This is a genomic window from Sulfuritalea sp. (genome assembly GCF_031426875.1).
Classification (GTDB): domain Bacteria; phylum Pseudomonadota; class Gammaproteobacteria; order Burkholderiales; family Rhodocyclaceae; genus Sulfuritalea.
This window is the reverse complement of record NZ_JASJPC010000034.1, coordinates 39,377-54,863: the sequence shown is the minus strand read 5'-3', so window position 1 is coordinate 54,863 and position 15,487 is coordinate 39,377. Positions and strand designations below refer to the sequence as shown.

General features: G+C 63.9%; 15 protein-coding genes and 1 tRNA gene. 6 read left to right on the top strand and 10 right to left on the bottom strand.

Translation table 11 applies throughout. The features are described 5' to 3' along the window. The first annotated feature begins 180 nt into the window (after nucleotides 1-180). Nucleotides 181-798, top strand: coding sequence for a PAQR family membrane homeostasis protein TrhA (trhA, locus tag RMO95_RS15775; protein ID WP_310451601.1), 618 nt, complete (start codon nucleotides 181-183; stop codon nucleotides 796-798). Nucleotides 799-936: 138 nt separating this feature from the next. Here the strand turns inward: trhA and RMO95_RS15770 are convergent. Both RMO95_RS15770 and RMO95_RS15765 read right to left on the bottom strand, forming a co-directional pair. Continuing rightward, nucleotides 937-1,013: transfer RNA gene (locus tag RMO95_RS15770), tRNA-Arg, on the bottom strand. 83 nt (nucleotides 1,014-1,096) lie between these two features. Then, nucleotides 1,097-1,672, bottom strand: coding sequence for a hypothetical protein (locus RMO95_RS15765; protein WP_310451600.1), 576 nt, complete (start codon nucleotides 1,670-1,672; stop codon nucleotides 1,097-1,099). Nucleotides 1,673-1,848: 176 nt separating this feature from the next. On the opposite strand from RMO95_RS15765, the gene RMO95_RS15760 reads away from it, so the two are divergent. From RMO95_RS15760 to alaS, 4 genes are all read left to right on the top strand, one after another. Then, a complete protein-coding gene (locus RMO95_RS15760) occupies nucleotides 1,849-3,111 on the top strand; it encodes an extracellular solute-binding protein (protein WP_310451599.1) in 1,263 nt (420 codons plus the stop codon). Then, entirely contained in the window at nucleotides 3,108-3,827 is a 720-nt protein-coding gene (gene ugpQ / locus RMO95_RS15755; protein WP_310451598.1) for a glycerophosphodiester phosphodiesterase, read from the top strand. The genes RMO95_RS15760 and ugpQ overlap by 4 nt, the downstream gene beginning before the upstream one ends. Nucleotides 3,828-3,928: 101 nt before the next feature. Further along, nucleotides 3,929-4,285 carry a hypothetical protein gene (locus RMO95_RS15750; protein ID WP_310451597.1) on the top strand — a complete coding sequence of 119 codons (357 nt, stop codon included), beginning with the start codon at nucleotides 3,929-3,931 and terminating at the stop codon, nucleotides 4,283-4,285. A 174-nt stretch (nucleotides 4,286-4,459) separates the two neighbouring features. Next, nucleotides 4,460-7,096 (top strand): alanine--tRNA ligase, encoded by a 2,637-nt coding sequence (gene alaS / locus RMO95_RS15745; RefSeq protein ID WP_310451596.1) that lies wholly within the window; start codon nucleotides 4,460-4,462, stop codon nucleotides 7,094-7,096. An 18-nt stretch (nucleotides 7,097-7,114) separates the two neighbouring features. Here the strand turns inward: alaS and RMO95_RS15740 are convergent, their stop codons facing one another. The 8 genes from RMO95_RS15740 to RMO95_RS15705 are packed head-to-tail and all read right to left on the bottom strand — an operon-like array spanning nucleotide 7,115 to nucleotide 14,967. Then, nucleotides 7,115-9,745 carry a bifunctional diguanylate cyclase/phosphodiesterase gene (locus tag RMO95_RS15740; RefSeq protein ID WP_310451595.1) on the bottom strand — a complete coding sequence of 877 codons (2,631 nt, stop codon included), beginning with the start codon at nucleotides 9,743-9,745 and terminating at the stop codon, nucleotides 7,115-7,117. 4 nt (nucleotides 9,746-9,749) lie between these two features. Next, complete coding sequence (locus tag RMO95_RS15735) at nucleotides 9,750-9,947, bottom strand: hypothetical protein (RefSeq protein ID WP_310451594.1); 198 nt, start codon at nucleotides 9,945-9,947, stop codon at nucleotides 9,750-9,752. Further along, nucleotides 9,947-11,329, bottom strand: coding sequence for a phosphomannomutase/phosphoglucomutase (locus RMO95_RS15730; RefSeq protein WP_310451593.1), 1,383 nt, complete (start codon nucleotides 11,327-11,329; stop codon nucleotides 9,947-9,949). Before RMO95_RS15730 ends, RMO95_RS15735 begins: the two co-directional genes overlap by 1 nt. Nucleotides 11,330-11,359: 30 nt before the next feature. Next, on the bottom strand, nucleotides 11,360-12,349 hold the full coding sequence (locus tag RMO95_RS15725; RefSeq protein WP_310451592.1) for a hydrolase: 990 nt from the start codon (nucleotides 12,347-12,349) through the stop codon (nucleotides 11,360-11,362). Further along, nucleotides 12,346-12,771, bottom strand: coding sequence for a nuclear transport factor 2 family protein (locus RMO95_RS15720; RefSeq protein ID WP_310451591.1), 426 nt, complete (start codon nucleotides 12,769-12,771; stop codon nucleotides 12,346-12,348). Before RMO95_RS15720 ends, RMO95_RS15725 begins: the two co-directional genes overlap by 4 nt. Nucleotides 12,772-12,773: 2 nt before the next feature. Beyond that, a complete protein-coding gene (waaF, locus tag RMO95_RS15715) occupies nucleotides 12,774-13,772 on the bottom strand; it encodes a lipopolysaccharide heptosyltransferase II (protein ID WP_310451590.1) in 999 nt (332 codons plus the stop codon). Nucleotides 13,773-13,820: 48 nt separating this feature from the next. Further along, nucleotides 13,821-14,027, bottom strand: a complete 207-nt coding sequence (locus RMO95_RS15710) for a zinc-finger domain-containing protein (RefSeq protein ID WP_310451589.1) — start codon at nucleotides 14,025-14,027, stop codon at nucleotides 13,821-13,823. Nucleotides 14,028-14,046: 19 nt separating this feature from the next. Further along, the gene (locus RMO95_RS15705) at nucleotides 14,047-14,967 is read right to left on the bottom strand and encodes a branched-chain amino acid transaminase (protein ID WP_310451588.1); all 921 of its coding nucleotides are present in this window, start codon (nucleotides 14,965-14,967) and stop codon (nucleotides 14,047-14,049) included. Nucleotides 14,968-15,030: 63 nt separating this feature from the next. On the opposite strand from RMO95_RS15705, the gene RMO95_RS15700 reads away from it, so the two are divergent. Then, nucleotides 15,031-15,483: an NUDIX hydrolase gene (locus RMO95_RS15700; protein ID WP_310451587.1), complete on the top strand. Its 453-nt coding sequence runs from the start codon at nucleotides 15,031-15,033 to the stop codon at nucleotides 15,481-15,483. Nucleotides 15,484-15,487: the final 4 nt, after the last annotated feature.

Genomic DNA, 15,487 nt, shown 5'->3' with positions numbered 1-15,487 from the left:
ATCGACCTTGTCATATCCGTGACATATTTCACATCTAAAAAATATATTATCTGAAATGGGTATGATAAACACAATATCCGTCTGGTTTCGCGGTCCGGGCGCCTCCGGTGAGGTTCGGACTGCCTATTCCGGGGACTTTGGGGCGGTCATCGTCCCTCGATCTGAAGCGCGCCCAGCCACATGCACTACGGCGAAAAATTCAACGCGGTAACTCATCTCGTCGGGGCCATCCTGGCGCTGTTGGGTGCGGCCGTGCTCATCGTGCTGGCCACGCAGGATGGCGATCCGTGGAAGGTGGTGAGCGTCTCCATCTACGGCGTGACGCTGGTCCTGCTCTACAGCTTCTCCACCCTGTATCACAGCTTGCGCGGGCGCGCCAGGAACATCCTGCGCAAACTGGACCACCACAGCATCTATCTGCTCATCGCCGGCACTTACACGCCGTTCTGCCTGGTGACGCTGCGCGGTCCATGGGGCTGGTCCTTGCTTGGCACGGTATGGGGCCTGGCGGTCCTCGGCAGCCTGCAGGAGCTGAGGCCGAGCAGTGGGGCGCGCATACGCTCCGTGGTGATCTACGTCGTGATGGGCTGGGTGGCCCTGGTCGCCCTGCTTCCGCTGCTGCGCAGCCTGGGGCTGCCCGGTTTCGCCTGGCTCGCGGCGGGCGGCCTGTTCTATACGATAGGCATCGTGTTCTATGTGCTCGATACCCGCGTCACTCACGGCCACGGCATCTGGCACCTGTTTGTTATCGCCGGCAGCGTCAGCCATTACGTGGCGATCCTGAAGTACGTGGTGTAGGCGTTTGCGGTGCGGCGCTGGTCGAGCCAGGCTTCGCCGCCCATGGACTGCTCGCCGGAGGGCAGGACGTTCCCGGTACGTCTTCCTGAAAGCAACAACGGGTTAGATCGAGGCGATCTAACCCGTTGATTTTTTTACTGGCGCGCCCGGAGAGATTCGAACTCCCTACCCCTTGGTTCGTAGCCAAGTACTCTATCCAGATGAGCTACGGGCGCTTGAGAGGGGCGGATTATACCGAAGAAAACGCCGAAAACAAGACGAAGGAGCACGACGGCGGTGGTGGAGTTCCGCCCGCGGGCTATTTCTTCTGGGTGGCCCGGACGCGTTGCGCCAGGGCCCTGGCCTGCTCTGCCGATACCTCCTCGGGCGTCTTGTCCCTGAGCAGCAGCCAGAGCAGCGCGCCATTGATGAGGATCAGGGCTACTTCGAGATACAGGATCGGCGTCACCATTTGCCGCAGGGAGTTGTCGCCAAACACGAAATAGAAGCCTTCGAAGGTCGGCAGCGCGGCCTTGGTGATGGCCGAGAAATATTCGAAGGGCGGAAACAGGAGCACCAGCACCAGGTTGATTGCCACCAGCGCCAGGACCGCTCTTTGCCGGCTGTTGCCGCCCGGACGCCCGACCTGCCTTAGCGGCGGCTGGCGCAGCAGGAGCAGGGCGATGCAGGTGTTGATCAGCACCACGATGATCTCAAGGGCGAGGAAGCTCGCGTTCATGACGCGATTCTGATGGACGCCGAAGACGAGGTAGAAGCCGTCGAAGGTGGCTATGTTGCCGTACTGCAGCGAGACGTAATCGTAGGGCGGAAAAATCAGCAGCAGGGCAAGGTTGGCCACTGCAAGGATCAGGGCGATTCGTTGTGCATTGTTCATGGTGCTTTCGCGGTGGGCTCGAACGGCCCTCGCCTCCTTGCCTGACTCGTGTATCTAGGTTAGTCGAGAACCGATGGCGGCGCAATGTGTTGGGCCGGCGTTTGTTGGGCCGGCGTTTTGGGCTGGCGTGGATCGCGTATAGACTGGATTCGTTTGCATGCATGAGAGGCTGCCACATGGGAAGAATTTTCTGGACTTTGCTCGGCTGCGGCGCGGCATTTTCGGTCTGCGCCCAGGACATCAGCTTGCGCCATGATCTCGACGGCAAGGCGCTGGATACCCTGGCAACGCTGGTGTTGCGCTTCAACGACGGACTCAAGGGCAAGGGCCGGGTGGTGTTGCAGGACGCGCGCGGCCTGGAAAATCGGCATGTTCTGCCGCATCTCGCCCTGCTCGATCCCGACGACAGCATGGAGTTTTTCGGCACCCGGCCGCGCTTCCGCCCTTTGCACGAGGTCATGCGCGAGGGCGGACAAAAACTCGATGCCGCGATGTTTTATCCGCAGGTGGCCGATGCGGCGGACGACGCCAGCGGACGCATCCAGGCGCTGCCCATGGGACTCGCCCTGCCGGTGTTGTTTACCAACCGCAGCGCCATGCGCAAGGCCGGGCTCGATCCGGATCAACCGATCAAGACCTGGCTGGATTTGCAGAAGGTGGCCGGCGAACTTTATGACCACGGCGAGAAATGCCCCCTGACCACCGTGCGCTTTGCCTGGATACACTCGGAAAACGTCTCGATGCAGGCCGGTGAGCCGCTGGTCGCCAAGCAGGGAAGCGCGCAGCAGGTGCTGGCCAACGGCATGGTCAATGTCAAGCATCTGGCCCTGCTGGCGAGCTGGCAGAAGAGCCGCTATTTCCATTATTCGGGACCGGGACGCGAAGGCAATCGGCGCTTTCTGAGCGGCGAATGCGCGCTGCTGACCGGCGAGTCGTCGCTCTATGCCGATGTCAAGCGTGCCGGAATCGATTTCGGCGTTACGGCCCTGCCGCATTATGACGACGTGTATGCCCCCAAGCCGGCCGATGTCCTGCCCGATGGCGCCGGGCTGTGGGTGCTGGCCGGACACAAGAAGCCGGAGTACAAGCTGGCGGCGAGCTTCATCAGCTTCCTGATGCGCCCCGAGGTGCAGAAGGAGTGGGTACATGCGACCAGCTATCTGCCGATGACGCCGGGGGCGGTGACGGCGCTGCGCGATTCGGGCATGCCGCAGCAACTGCTGGACGCGACGCAAAAGCGTCTCTCGGTCTCGCGCAAGGGCAGTACGCGGCCCAAGCACGGCCCGATCCGCGACCGCCTGCACGAGTTCCTCGGCGAGGAAGTGAACTTCGTCTGGACCACCGGCCGCGCGGCGAAGGAGGCGCTCGACAACGCGGTGCGCCGGGTCAATGCGGCCATCGCACCCCCGGCCAAGGCGGCTGCTGCGGGCAAACGATGATCTACCCGCGCATCATCGCCCATCGTTGCGGTGGCGCCCTGGCGCCGGAAAACACCCTGGCCGGGCTGCGGCTGGCGGCGCGCCTCGGTTGCCGCGGCGTCGAGTTCGACGCCATGCTCTGCGCCGACGGCGTGCCGGTGCTGATCCACGACGAGACGCTGGAACGCACCACGTCGGGGCGCGGCACCGTGGCTGCCATGAGTTCCGCGCAGCTGGCGCAACTCGATGCCGGCAGGCGGCACCATCCGGCCTTCGCCGGGGAGCCAGCGCCAACTCTTGATGCCGCCTTGCGGCTCTGTGCCGAACTGGGCTTGTGGGCCAATGTGGAAATCAAGCCATCCGCCGGCCAGGAGCTGGCGACGGGTGATGTCGTCGCGCGGCATGCGGCGGCGGCGTCGGGCAAGCTCCTGTTGTCCTCGTTCTCCGCGCAGGCCTTGGGTGCCGCCGCCGCGGAAGCGCCGCAACTGCGGCGCGCGCTGCTGGTCGAGGCGATTCCCGCCGACTGGCGCGAGCGCATGCTGGCATCGGGTGCGCTGGCCCTGCATGCGTCGGCGCGGGCGCTCACTGCGGCGGCGCTGCGGGAGGTGCGCGATGCGGGTTTCCCGCTGGCTTGTTACACGGTGAATCGCCGCGACGATGCCGAGCGCCTGTTGGCGCTGGGGGTCAATGCCGTAATCACGGATCGGCCCGACCTTTGGACCGCATCGGAAATGTAAGCGAGGCTTACCGTTTCTTACATTTCAGCGGTCAGCATCGCAGTCTTGCCCGCGTTAGTCTGCGCATGGGGTTGTCCCATGCCAAACATAAGGAGAAACGCATGAAACGCACATCCATCCTGGCTCTTGCTGTACTTGCAGCTTTCGCCCTGCCCGTCATGGCGCAAACTGCCACGCCAAAAATCGACCAGCGCCAGGCGAACCAGCAGCAACGCATCGATCAAGGCGCGGCATCCGGCCAGTTGACCGGCAAGGAAGCGGCCCGCCTGGAGAAAGGTCAGGAGCGCGTGCAGGCCATGGAAGACAAGGCCAAGGCCGACGGCAAGGTCACGGCCAAGGAGCGCGCGCGGCTGAAGCAGGCCGAGAACGTACAAAGCCGGCACATTGCAAAGGAAAAGCATGACCGCCAGCGTGACCGCGATCACGACGGCAAGATGGATCGCCCGGTGAGGAAGTGAGCCGGTCGTACCAACCAGGAGCCCGCCTGCGCGCGGGCTTTTATGTCCGCGGCGCTCGGCCGCAGACGGTGCCTTGCACGCCTGGTAATCCGCTTTGCGGGCAGGCGTCCCCTGGTGGGATAAGCCCGTGATCGCGTAAAATCGTGTTTTTGCGTCCCAGGCTGCGCTCCCGCCATGAAAAGCTCCGAAATCCGCCAGAAATTCCTCGATTTTTTCGCCTCGAAAGGCCACCAGATCGTCGCCTCCAGTTCGCTCGTGCCGCACGAGGATCCGACGCTGCTATTCACCAATGCGGGGATGAACCAGTTCAAGGACGTCTTTCTCGGCTTCGACAAGCGCAGCTACAGCCGTGCCACGAGTTCGCAGAAATGCGTGCGTGCCGGCGGCAAGCACAACGACCTGGAAAACGTCGGCTACACGGCGCGCCACCACACCTTCTTCGAGATGCTGGGCAACTTCAGCTTCGGCGACTACTTCAAGCGCGAGGCGATCAACTACGCCTGGGAACTGCTCACCGACGTGTTCAAGCTGCCCAAGGACAAGCTGTGGGTGACGGTCTATGCCGAGGACGACGAAGCCTACGACATCTGGACCAAGGAAATCGGCGTGCCCGCCGGGCGCGTCATCCGCATCGGCGACAACAAGGGCGCCCGCTACGCTTCCGACAACTTCTGGATGATGGGCGACACCGGCCCCTGCGGCCCCTGCACCGAGATCTTCTACGACCACGGCGAGCATATCTTCGGCGGCCCTCCCGGCAGCCCGGACGAGGACGGCGACCGCTACATCGAAATCTGGAACAACGTCTTCATGCAGTTCAACCGCGACGAAGCCGGCGTCATGCATCCGCTGCCCAAGCCTTCGGTCGATACCGGCATGGGTCTGGAGCGCATTTCGGCGGTGTTGCAGGGCGTGCACGCCAACTACGAGATCGACCTGTTCCAGGCGCTGATCGCCGCGGCGGCACGCGAGACCTCGGACGCCGACATGGACAGCCCCAGCCTGCGCGTGCTGGCCGACCATATCCGCGCCTGTTCCTTCCTCATCGCCGACGGCGTGATCCCCGGCAACGAGGGACGCGGCTACGTCCTGCGCCGCATCATCCGCCGCGCCATCCGCCACGGCTGGAAGCTCGGCGCGCGTAGCGCCTTCTTCCACAGGATGGTGCCCGACCTGGTGGCCGAGATGGGCGAAGCCTTCCCGGAACTGGTCAGCGGCAAGACGCGCGTGATGGACGTGCTGAAGCAGGAGGAGGATCGCTTCTTCGCCACCATCGAGCACGGCATGGCGATCCTCGAAGCCGAGCTGGAACTGATGGAGAAAACCGGCGTCACGCTGTTCAATGGCGAAACCGCATTCAAGCTGCACGACACCTACGGCTTTCCGCTCGACCTGACCGCCGACATCTGCCGCGAGCGGCAGATGAGCGTGGACGGCGCCGCCTTCGATGCCGCGATGACGCGGCAGAAAGAGCAGGCGCGCGCCGCCGGCAAGTTCAAGATGGCGGCCAACCTCGACTACGCCGGGCCGGCCACCACCTTCCACGGCTATGAGACGCTGGAAGCCAAAGGCAACATCCTGGCCCTGTACAAGGACGGCACGGCGGTCAATGAACTGGTCGAAGGCGAGATCGGCGTCGTGGTGCTCGACGACACGCCTTTCTATGCCGAATCCGGCGGCCAGGTCGGCGACGTCGGCGAGCTGCGTTCGATGCACGGCATTTTCGCCGTGGAAGACACGCAGAAGATTCAGGCCAGCGTCTTCGGCCATCACGGCGTGGTGCGCACCGGCACCCTGAAAGTTGGCAATGGCGTTACGGCGAAGGTTGACACGCTGGCTCGCGCCCGCACCGTGCGCCACCATTCGGCCACGCACCTGATGCACAAGGCGCTGCGCGAAGTGCTCGGCGCCCACGTGCAGCAGAAGGGCTCGCAGGTCGACCCCGACAAGACGCGTTTCGACTTCGCCCACACCCAGCCGGTGACGGCCGACGAGATCCTGCGCATCGAACGCATCGTCAATGACGAGATCATCGCCAATGCGGCGACCCGTTCGCGCGTGATGCCGATCGACGAGGCGCAGAAGACCGGCGCCATGATGCTGTTCGGCGAGAAATACGGCGACGAGGTGCGCGTGCTCGACATTGGCAGCTCCTGCGAACTCTGCGGCGGCACCCATGTCGCCCGCACCGGCGACATCGGCCTGTTCCAGATCGCCATGGAAGCCGGCGTCGCGGCCGGCGTGCGGCGCATCGAAGCGGTCTGCGGCGACATCGCCGTGCTGCGCGTGCAGCAGCAGCAGGCGCTGCTCGATGCCGTGGCGGCCGAGCTTAAGGCCCAGCCGGCGGAAGCTGCGGCGCGCGTGGCGCAGATCCTCGACCACGCCAAGGCGCTGGAAAAGGAGTTGGCGCGGCTCAAGTCCAAGCTCGCCGCCTCACAGGGCGACGATCTGGTGAACCAGGCCGTGGACGTCAAGGGCGCAAATGGGCTGGTGATTCGGGTGCTCGCCGCAAATCTGGAAGGCGCCGATGCCACGGCGCTGCGCGAGACCCTGGACAAGCTCAAGGACAAGCTGAAGAGCGCGGCCATCGTGCTGGCCAGCGCCAGTGGGGGCAAGGTCAGCCTGATCGCCGGCGTTACGGCGGATCTGACCGGCCGGATCAAGGCCGGCGAACTGGTCAATTTCGTCGCCCAGCAGGTCGGCGGCAAGGGCGGCGGGCGGCCCGACATGGCCCAGGCCGGCGGCACCGATCCGGCCGCCGTGCCGGCGGCGCTGGCTTCGGTCAGAAGCTGGGTCGAGCAGCGCGCCTGAGCCGTTGCGGCAAGGCGGTTATACGCCGCCTGATGTCGGCGCAACGCGTGCGCCCGACTGCGACAGGCGCCCAATTTCCGCGCCCGGAAGGCGTATGACAGGCGACGGCCGGCTGACATGGTAGCCCTGCGCGAAATCAATGCCTAAACGATATGCTTCGGCCAGGGTCTCGCCATCCTCGACATATTCAGCGATGGTCTTGATGCGCAGTTCCTTGGCCAGGGTCACGATACTCTTGACGAACGCCAGGTAGACCTCGTCGGTCAGCATATTTCTGATGAATTCCCCTTCGATCTTGATGAAGTCGACCGGGAAACGCTTGATATATTGGAATGACGAGTATCCCGAGCCGAAATCGTCGATGGCGAAGCTGAAGCCCTGAAGCTTGATATCGGAAACGAATTTCTCCAGCAAGCCAAGGTTGCTGACCGTTTCCCGTTCGGTGATCTCGAACACGATGCGGCTTGGCGCGATGGCGAAATCCATCGCCAGACGATGTATCCGCGCCACGAATTCTCCGACGATGAGCGCCTTGGGCGAGAGATTGACGAAAAGCATGCCCTGGTAGCCCTGTTCGTTCAGTTGGAAGAAGGCCTTCTCGATCAACTGATAGTCCATTTTGTGGGCGATGCCCATGGTCTCGGCTTCTTCGATGAAATCGTTGGCGGTCACGATTTTGTCGCCCAACTCGATGCGCATCAGCAACTCGTGTATTGCAATCTCGCCGGTGGCGGCGCTGCAGATGGGCTGGAAGTAAGGAATGATCAGCCGCTGGTCCAGGGCATTCTGGATCATGAGCTGTTTTTCGCCTGCCTGTCTGAAGACTTCCGCCATCTCGTCGTCGCTGGGCGTGGCGATGGCGTTCTTCCCCTGCTTCTTGGCCTTGTACATCATGTTGTCGGCGACCAGGAACAGGTCTTTGGGATTGTCACCGTGATTCGGGCTGACGGCGATGCCGATCGACGTGGTGGCCCTGACCTTCTGTCCGTCCGACGTTTCGGCGGAGAAGTCTTCGAGCAGTTCCGCGATCCGTTGCGCGACCATGTGGGCCTGGGTATCTTCAGTTTCGGGCAGGATGATGCAGAACTCGTCGCCGCCGTAACGCGCCAGCAAATCCCCGTTTCTTATCGCGCGGTGCAGCAGATCGGCGAAGGCCTTCAGGAACGAGTCGCCGAAATGATGACCATAGAGGTCGTTGATCGTCTTGAAATTGTCCAGGTCGAGCATCATCACGGCAAACGGCTGGTTATGCCGCTTCGACCGGCTTACCTCGTAGCCCAGCAATTCCCAGAACATGCGCTGGTTATAAAGGTCGGTCAGCGGGTCGCGCGTGGCGTAATGCTCAAGATCCTTGGTGTACTTGTAGATCGCCTTGACCGATCCGACCAGGTTGAGCAGCGTGGTCAGGATGCTGCCGATGACCATATAGCGCACGTCGTCCATGGCCAGCGCCGACTGCACGCCGATGCCGACGATGCCGCCGATTTTCGGGCTGTCGAGCAACAGCGACTTGGTTTTCAGCTCGATGTCCTGCACGCTCAGTTCCGGCAGAGGAACATCCTCGTTGGCAATACTGTGGGTGATATTCTGGATCGTGCCTTCACCGAAAAACGGATGGTCGTCCAACTGCTTGCGGAGGACTTTCTCGAAGATCCGGATGGTTTCGCTGGATGGCTTCGCATGCCAGAAAATCTCGCATTCGTGGGCCTCTTCCTCGATGCGGAAAATCGTTACCAGGGCGTAGGCATCGATGATCGGGTTGATGTCCACCAGCAGGCCCTTGACGAACTCGCGCCAATCGCGCACGACGTCCGAGGTGATGATGAATTTTTCAAGCAGCCGGATCTCGAATTCGAGGACGTCCTTATCCACCGCGACGCTCTTCATCTTTTTCACCAGCAGGGTGACGTCATCGAAGGTATTGTTGAATTCCTCGAAGCCGAAATTGATCCTGCCGATATCGAACTGATTCATGTCGCGGATGGTATTGACCGCTTCCACCTTGCCGCGAAACAGTTCCACCGAGCGCTTGATCTTGCTCGCGGCAAAAGCCGACACGGTGCCTGCGGCCAGCAAGACCAGCAAACCCAGGCCGAGGAACAGCCCGACGTAATAGGTGCGGACCCTGGCGGTCACCGTTTGCCGATTGTGCTGGACGGCAATCGCGCCGAGCAGCTCGCCGTCCTGCGCATTGCTGTGGCAGCCAAGGCATTCCGATTGCGCCACGACCGGGAAGATGTAGCGGATATGGCGGTCCGTCTTGATCATGGTTTCCTTGCCACTGTCCAGGCCGGCTCGCAGTTCCTCGGCCAGCGCTGACGTAGGCATGGTTCCGAACAGGGCTTCCACCGACTTGGCGCGATAGAAGCCGATCTGATCCAGCGTGCTCGAAAAACCCGTCTTGCCGACGGCGGCAACGTCGTTCAGTTGCTGGCGCGAGCCGCCGCTGCGTAGAACCTGGTAAAGGGCCGCGTAGTTGTGGCGGGATATTTCCCTGGAGGATTCCAGCGCCCTCTCCTCCAGCAGATTTTCATAAAGCAGGGAGGAGGCCGCCGTCGCGCCAAGAAACACCAGCAAGGCAACGGCAACCGTGGCAAGAAATACGAAGCCCTTGAGCGTGTTGAGCAATTGCAAAGCTTTTGTGTACATGGTGTCAGGGCTTCCAGGTTGGTTGTCCGCCCGCGTTCAAACGCCACCAGGCATCATTCTCGCGATCGATGTTGACGGATCGGGAGACCTCGGCGCCGCTGCCGGTGGTCTCCAGGCCCGCCGCATCGAGCGGCATCGGGTCGTGGCTGCGGCCGAAAATCGGTTGCAGCCCGCTGAAGATATCCTCGCCGCGATCGGGCATCAGAAGTCCGTGGGAATTCCCGGCCAGGCGGCAGTCAGCGCCGTCTTGAACTCGTTCCGGATGCGTTCGAGCGCGGCCTGGTTGTCGGCCTCGAAGCGCAGCACCACGACCGGCGTGGTGTTCGAGGCGCGCGCCAGGCCGAAGCCGTCGGCATACTCGGCGCGCACGCCGTCGATCAGGATCAACTCGCGGGCGCCGGGCAGCAGTTCGCGGCCGCCCTCCCGGAGTTTCGCCACCAGCGCGTGCGGCTCGCCTTCCTGCATCTTGATGTTGAGTTCCGGCGTCGAGATCGCATTGGGCAGATTCTTCAGCGGCCAATTGGAATCCCGCCAGCGCGAGACGATTTCGAGCAGGCGCGCGCCGGTATAGAGCGCATCGTCGAAGCCGTACCAGCGCTCCTTGAAGAACATGTGGCCGCTCATCTCGCCGGCCAGCGGCGCGCCGGTTTCCTTGAGCTTGGTCTTGATCAGGGCGTGGCCGGTGTTCCACATCAGCGGCCGGCCGCCCTGGTGGCGTATCGATTCGGCGACCCAGCGCGAACACTTCACGTCGTAGATGATCTGGGCGCCGGGGTTGCGCGTCAGCACGTCGGCGGCGAACAGCATCAGCTGGCGATCGGGGTAGATGATTTCGCCGTCCTTGGTGACGACGCCGAGGCGGTCGCCGTCGCCGTCGAAGGCCAGGCCCAGTTCGGCGCCCGTTTCGCGCAGCGCGCGTTGCAGGTCGGCCAGGTTTTCCGGTTTGGACGGGTCCGGGTGGTGATTGGGGAAATTGCCATCGACCTCGCAAAACAGCTCCGTCACGCTGCAGCCCATGCGGCGGAACAGTTCCGGCGCGACGCTGCCGGCCACGCCGTTGCCGCAGTCGATGACGATTTTCATCGGCCGCGACAGCTTGACGTTGCCGACGATGCGGTCGATATAGGCCTGGCGCACATTGGCGTGGCGCACCACGCCGTGGCCTTCGCAAAAGTCGGCGTTGGCGATGCGGCGCCGCAGGTCCTGGATCATCGCGCCGTAGAGCGTCTGTCCGCCCAGCACCATCTTCAGGCCGTTGTATTCCGGCGGATTGTGGCTGCCGGTGACCGAGACGCAACTGTCGGTGCCCAGCTCGTGCGCGGCGAAGTAGGTCATCGGCGTCGGCACCCGGCCGATGTCGATGACATCGGCGCCGGTTTGGGTGATGCCGTGCGCCAGTGCGGTCGCCAACTCCGGGCCGGAGAGGCGGCCGTCGCGACCGATGACAATGGCGCCGATGCCTCGGGAGATGGCTTCGGTGCCGAGCGCGATGCCGATCTGGCGCACGGTATCCGCGCTCAGCGTGGTGCGCACGATGCCGCGAATGTCGTAGGCCTTGAAAATCTCGGGTGCCGGAGTCTGCATGGCGGATGTGGTCAAGTGGCGGGAAGAAAATTATCGCATGCCGATGGATACTGGCATATATGTGAAAAAGTGCGCGAGCAGGCGCTGCGGCAGCCAGTCGATACGACCGGGCAGGGCGCCATCGACGAAACCGACGTGGCCGCCGCCGGCGTGGACTTCCAGCAGCACCGCGGCGGGAAGGCGCTCGCGCCGCGGCAACGCCGATGCCGGCAGGAAAGGGTCGTTGGCGGCATGCAGCAGCAGCGTCGGCGCGCGCACCGCGCCCAGCAGCGGTCCGGCGCTGCTCTTCGCGTAGTAGTCGTCGGCGCCGAGAAAGCCATGCAGCGGCGCCGTGACGGCATCGTCGAAGTCGCGCAAGCTGCCTGCGGCCCGTGCCCGGTGCATGTCTATGCGTCCGGGAAAGCGGCGTTCCTTGGCCATGGCCGCCGGAATCAGCGTGCGCAGGAAATGCCGCGCATAGATCCGGTTGAAGCCGGAGCACAGCGCGGTATTGGCCGCGGCCAGATCCAGCGGCGCACTCACCGCGGCCGCCGCGCTGACGATGCCGGATGCCTGGCTGCCCTGTTCCGCCAGCCATTTCAGCAGCGCGTTGCCGCCCAGCGAAACGCCGGCCGCGAACAAGGCCGGATAGCCGCGCGCCTGCAGGCGGCGCAGGATCCAGTCGATCTCCGCCGAATCGCCGGAATGATAGGCGCGCGGCAGGCGGTTGGGCTCGCCCGAGCAACCGCGAAAATTCACCACCACGCCATGCCAGCCGCGACGCGCCACGGCATGCATCAGCCGTCGCGCGTAATGGCTGCACGAACTGCCTTCGAGGCCGTGGAACAGCACCACGCAAGGCGCGTCGGCGGCGCCGGCGATCCAGTCGAGATCGATGAAATCCTCATCCGGGGTGTCCCAGCGCTCGCGCCGGTAACGCGGCAGCGGCCCCTTGATCAGCAACGGCCAGATGGTCTGCGCGTGACCGCCGGGCAGCCAGGCCGGAGCCCGGTAATGCGGCGCTGTCAGGGGCGGCTTCAATGCAGTGTATGCGGTGCCTCGGCGACGCTGTTGGGCGGCACCGGCGAAGCGTGGTGGGCGACCATGCGCCAGCCCAGGGCGCCACGGACATAGATGTTGGTGGCGGCCACGGGTGCGCTCTGGCTTTCGTTGTTCGCGGTGGCGATATGTTCCAGCAGGGTGCTGACCATGGCGAAAGGCGTGTTTACCGTGGTCTGCTGCGAAAGCCGCACGGTGAGCTTGTTGCCGCCGGCAAAGACACGCTGCCAGGCTTCGCGAATGGTGTTGTAGCCGACCAGGCGCGGGCCGCCGGGATGCACGCAGACCACCTCTTCGTCCTCGGCCCAGACCGCCATCATGGCTTCGAGGTCGCAGCGTTCCAGCGCCTCGTAGAAGGCGGTTTCGACGTCCTGCGGGCTGGCGAAGATTTTCTCGCTGGGCATGGTCAGTTTGCCGAAGTTGCGTCGATCATGTTCGCCACCTGCTGCGGCGTGATGCCGTTCATGCAGTCGAAATGCACCAGCGGGCATACGCGCTGGAAGCAGGGGCTGCACGACAGGTTTCTGGAAACTATTTTTGCACTCCGGGACAGCGGCGGCGTATAGGCCGGCGAAGAGGAACCGTAGAGCGCCACCAGCGGCCGCTCAAGTGCCGCGGCGACGTGCATCAGGCCGGAGTCGTTGCTGATCACGCAGCGGGCCGCGGCGATCAGGTCGAGCGCCTGTTCCAGGCTGCTGCGGCCGCACAGGTTGAGTGCCGCGCCTTGCGCCGCCGCGGCTATCTCGTCGCCCACGGCTTTGTCCTTGTCCGAACCGACCAGCCATACCGGATGCTGCGGCGTCGCGATGAGGCTTGCCAGCGCCGCAAAGTGCTGCGCTGGCCAGCGTTTGGCCGGGCCGAATTCGGCGCCTGGGCAGAAGATGACCGGGTTCGCGTCGAGCGGCAGCTTCAGGGCCCGACGCGCGGCCTGCTGCTGTTCCATGGTCGAGCTCAGGCGCGGCGGCGGCAGGCTGGCGGGCAGCGGCCCGGCCAGTGCCGCGTAACGCTGCACCAGTTGCGGGTGGCTCACGGCGTCGAGCCGATGGCGCTCGTTCAACAGCAGGTAGCGGCTCTCGCCCTGATAGCCGATGCGCCGGGGAATGCCGGCGAAGTAGGGCGCCAGCGCCGACTTCCACGAGTTCGGCAGGACATAGGCGGCTGAATAGTTGGTGCTGGCAAGGCGGCGACCCAGCGCGCGCCGCGCGCCGAAATTGAACTCGCCGTGACCGAAAGGGTTGGCGATGACCGCATCGACCTCGGCCATGCGCGCCAGCAACGGCGCCGACCAGTCCGCGGCCAGCACCTCGATGCGGGCCGTCGGGTCATTGCGCTTGAGCAGCGTGAAGAGCGGCTGGGCGAGGATCGTGTCGCCGATCCAGGAGGGAGCGACGACAAGGATCTTCACGCTCGGGAAATGCTCTGCACGCCTGGGACGTCGCCGCGCGGGCAGGCGTCAGTGATGGCCCTTGGGGCGCTCGCCGGTGAATCGATACTGCGTGCCGCAATAGGGGCAGGCGGCCTCGCCGGTGGCGCTTTTCAGCAGGTCGATGAAGACGCGCGGATGGCGGGCCCACAAGGGGGCGCCGGGGCGCGGACAGGCCAGCGGCAGATCGTGGGCGGTGACGGCGACCTGGCGCTGGGATTCGTCGAGTGTGGACATGTTCAACCTCGTGCGTTTATTAGATGTAGGAGAGCCACTCGGCGTGTGCCGGCACCTTGCCATTGACCACGTCGAAGAACAGGCTCTGGATCCTGGCGGTGATCGGGCCGCGGCTGCCGGCGCCGATGGTGCGGTTGTCGAGTTCGCGGATCGGCGTCACTTCCGCCGCCGTGCCGGTGAAGAAGGCTTCGTCGGCGATGTAGATGTCGTCGCGCGTGAGGCGCTTGGCAACCACCTGGTAGCCGAGTTCCGCGGCCAGCGTGATCACCGTGTTGCGCGTGATGCCCATCAGCGCCGAGGCGATTTCCGGTTCGTAGATCACGCCATCCTTGATCACGAACAGGTTCTCGCCGGCGCCTTCGGCGACAAAGCCATCGACGTCGAGCAGCAGGGCCTCGTCGTAGCCGTCTTCCGTGGCTTCCATGTTGGCCAGGATCGAGTTGGCATAAGTGCCGGCGAATTTGGCGCGCGCCATGTTGACGTTCACGTGGTGCCGCGAATAGCTCGAAGTCTTGACGCGGATGCCTTTCTCCATGCCTTCCTCGCCGAGGTAGGCGCCCCAGGGCCAGGCCGCGATCGAGACATGGGTCGCCGCGCCGCGCGGGCTGACGCCCATCTTCTCCGAGCCGTAGAAGGCGATCGGGCGCAGGTAGCAGGATTCGAGCTTGTTGCTGCGCACGACTTCCTTGTGCGCTTCGATCAGCGTCGCCTTGTCGTAAGGCATCGGCATGCGGTAGATATGCGCCGAGTTGAACAGGCGGTCGGTGTGCTCCTTGAGGCGGAAGATCGCGGTGCCGGAGACGGTCTTGTAGGCACGGACACCTTCGAACACGGCGAGGCCATAGTGCAGCGAGTGGGTCAGCACGTGGGTGGTGGCTTCGCGCCAGGGTACGAGCTTGCCGTCGTACCAGATGAAGCCGTCACGGTCGGCCATGGACATGGTGGGTCTCCAGCATTGATTTGGGTGAAGGCGCGATTTTAGCAGGGACGCTAAAATGCGCGGATGAATCGTATCTGGAAACCCAATGTCACCGTCGCCGCGCTGATCGAACGCGAAGGCCGCTTCCTGCTGGTTGAGGAGGAAACCGACGACGGCCTGCGCTTCAACCAGCCCGCCGGACATCTCGACGAAGGCGAATCGCTGCTCGCGGCCTGCGCCCGCGAGGCACTCGAAGAAACCGCCTGGGGATTCACGCCGACCGCGCTGGTCGGCATTTACCAATGGCCGCGGCCGCAAGGCGACATCACCTATCTGCGCTTCGCCTTCGCTGGCGAATTGGGCGCGCATGAATCGGCCCGCAAACTCGATACGGGGATCCAGCGCGCAGTCTGGATGACGCCCGACGAGATTCGCGACACAGCCGATCGCCATCGCAGCCCGCTGGTGGCGCAGTGCGTCGACGACTATCTTGCCGGCCGGCGCTTTCCGCTCGATCTCCTCAGGCACTACGACTGAACAC

What these genes read in the sequence shown, in the direction of transcription:
- trhA (WP_310451601.1), top strand. Translation starts at nt 181, where the DNA reads ATGCACTACGGCGAAAAATTCAACGCGGTAACTCATCTCGTCGGGGCC.
- RMO95_RS15765 (WP_310451600.1), bottom strand. Translation starts at nt 1,672, where the DNA reads ATGAACAATGCACAACGAATCGCCCTGATCCTTGCAGTGGCCAACCTT.
- RMO95_RS15760 (WP_310451599.1), top strand. Translation starts at nt 1,849, where the DNA reads ATGGGAAGAATTTTCTGGACTTTGCTCGGCTGCGGCGCGGCATTTTCG.
- ugpQ (WP_310451598.1), top strand. Translation starts at nt 3,108, where the DNA reads ATGATCTACCCGCGCATCATCGCCCATCGTTGCGGTGGCGCCCTGGCG.
- RMO95_RS15750 (WP_310451597.1), top strand. Translation starts at nt 3,929, where the DNA reads ATGAAACGCACATCCATCCTGGCTCTTGCTGTACTTGCAGCTTTCGCC.
- alaS (WP_310451596.1), top strand. Translation starts at nt 4,460, where the DNA reads ATGAAAAGCTCCGAAATCCGCCAGAAATTCCTCGATTTTTTCGCCTCG.
- RMO95_RS15740 (WP_310451595.1), bottom strand. Translation starts at nt 9,745, where the DNA reads ATGTACACAAAAGCTTTGCAATTGCTCAACACGCTCAAGGGCTTCGTA.
- RMO95_RS15735 (WP_310451594.1), bottom strand. Translation starts at nt 9,947, where the DNA reads ATGCCCGATCGCGGCGAGGATATCTTCAGCGGGCTGCAACCGATTTTC.
- RMO95_RS15730 (WP_310451593.1), bottom strand. Translation starts at nt 11,329, where the DNA reads ATGCAGACTCCGGCACCCGAGATTTTCAAGGCCTACGACATTCGCGGC.
- RMO95_RS15720 (WP_310451591.1), bottom strand. Translation starts at nt 12,771, where the DNA reads ATGCCCAGCGAGAAAATCTTCGCCAGCCCGCAGGACGTCGAAACCGCC.
- RMO95_RS15710 (WP_310451589.1), bottom strand. Translation starts at nt 14,027, where the DNA reads ATGTCCACACTCGACGAATCCCAGCGCCAGGTCGCCGTCACCGCCCAC.
- RMO95_RS15705 (WP_310451588.1), bottom strand. Translation starts at nt 14,967, where the DNA reads ATGTCCATGGCCGACCGTGACGGCTTCATCTGGTACGACGGCAAGCTC.
- RMO95_RS15700 (WP_310451587.1), top strand. Translation starts at nt 15,031, where the DNA reads ATGAATCGTATCTGGAAACCCAATGTCACCGTCGCCGCGCTGATCGAA.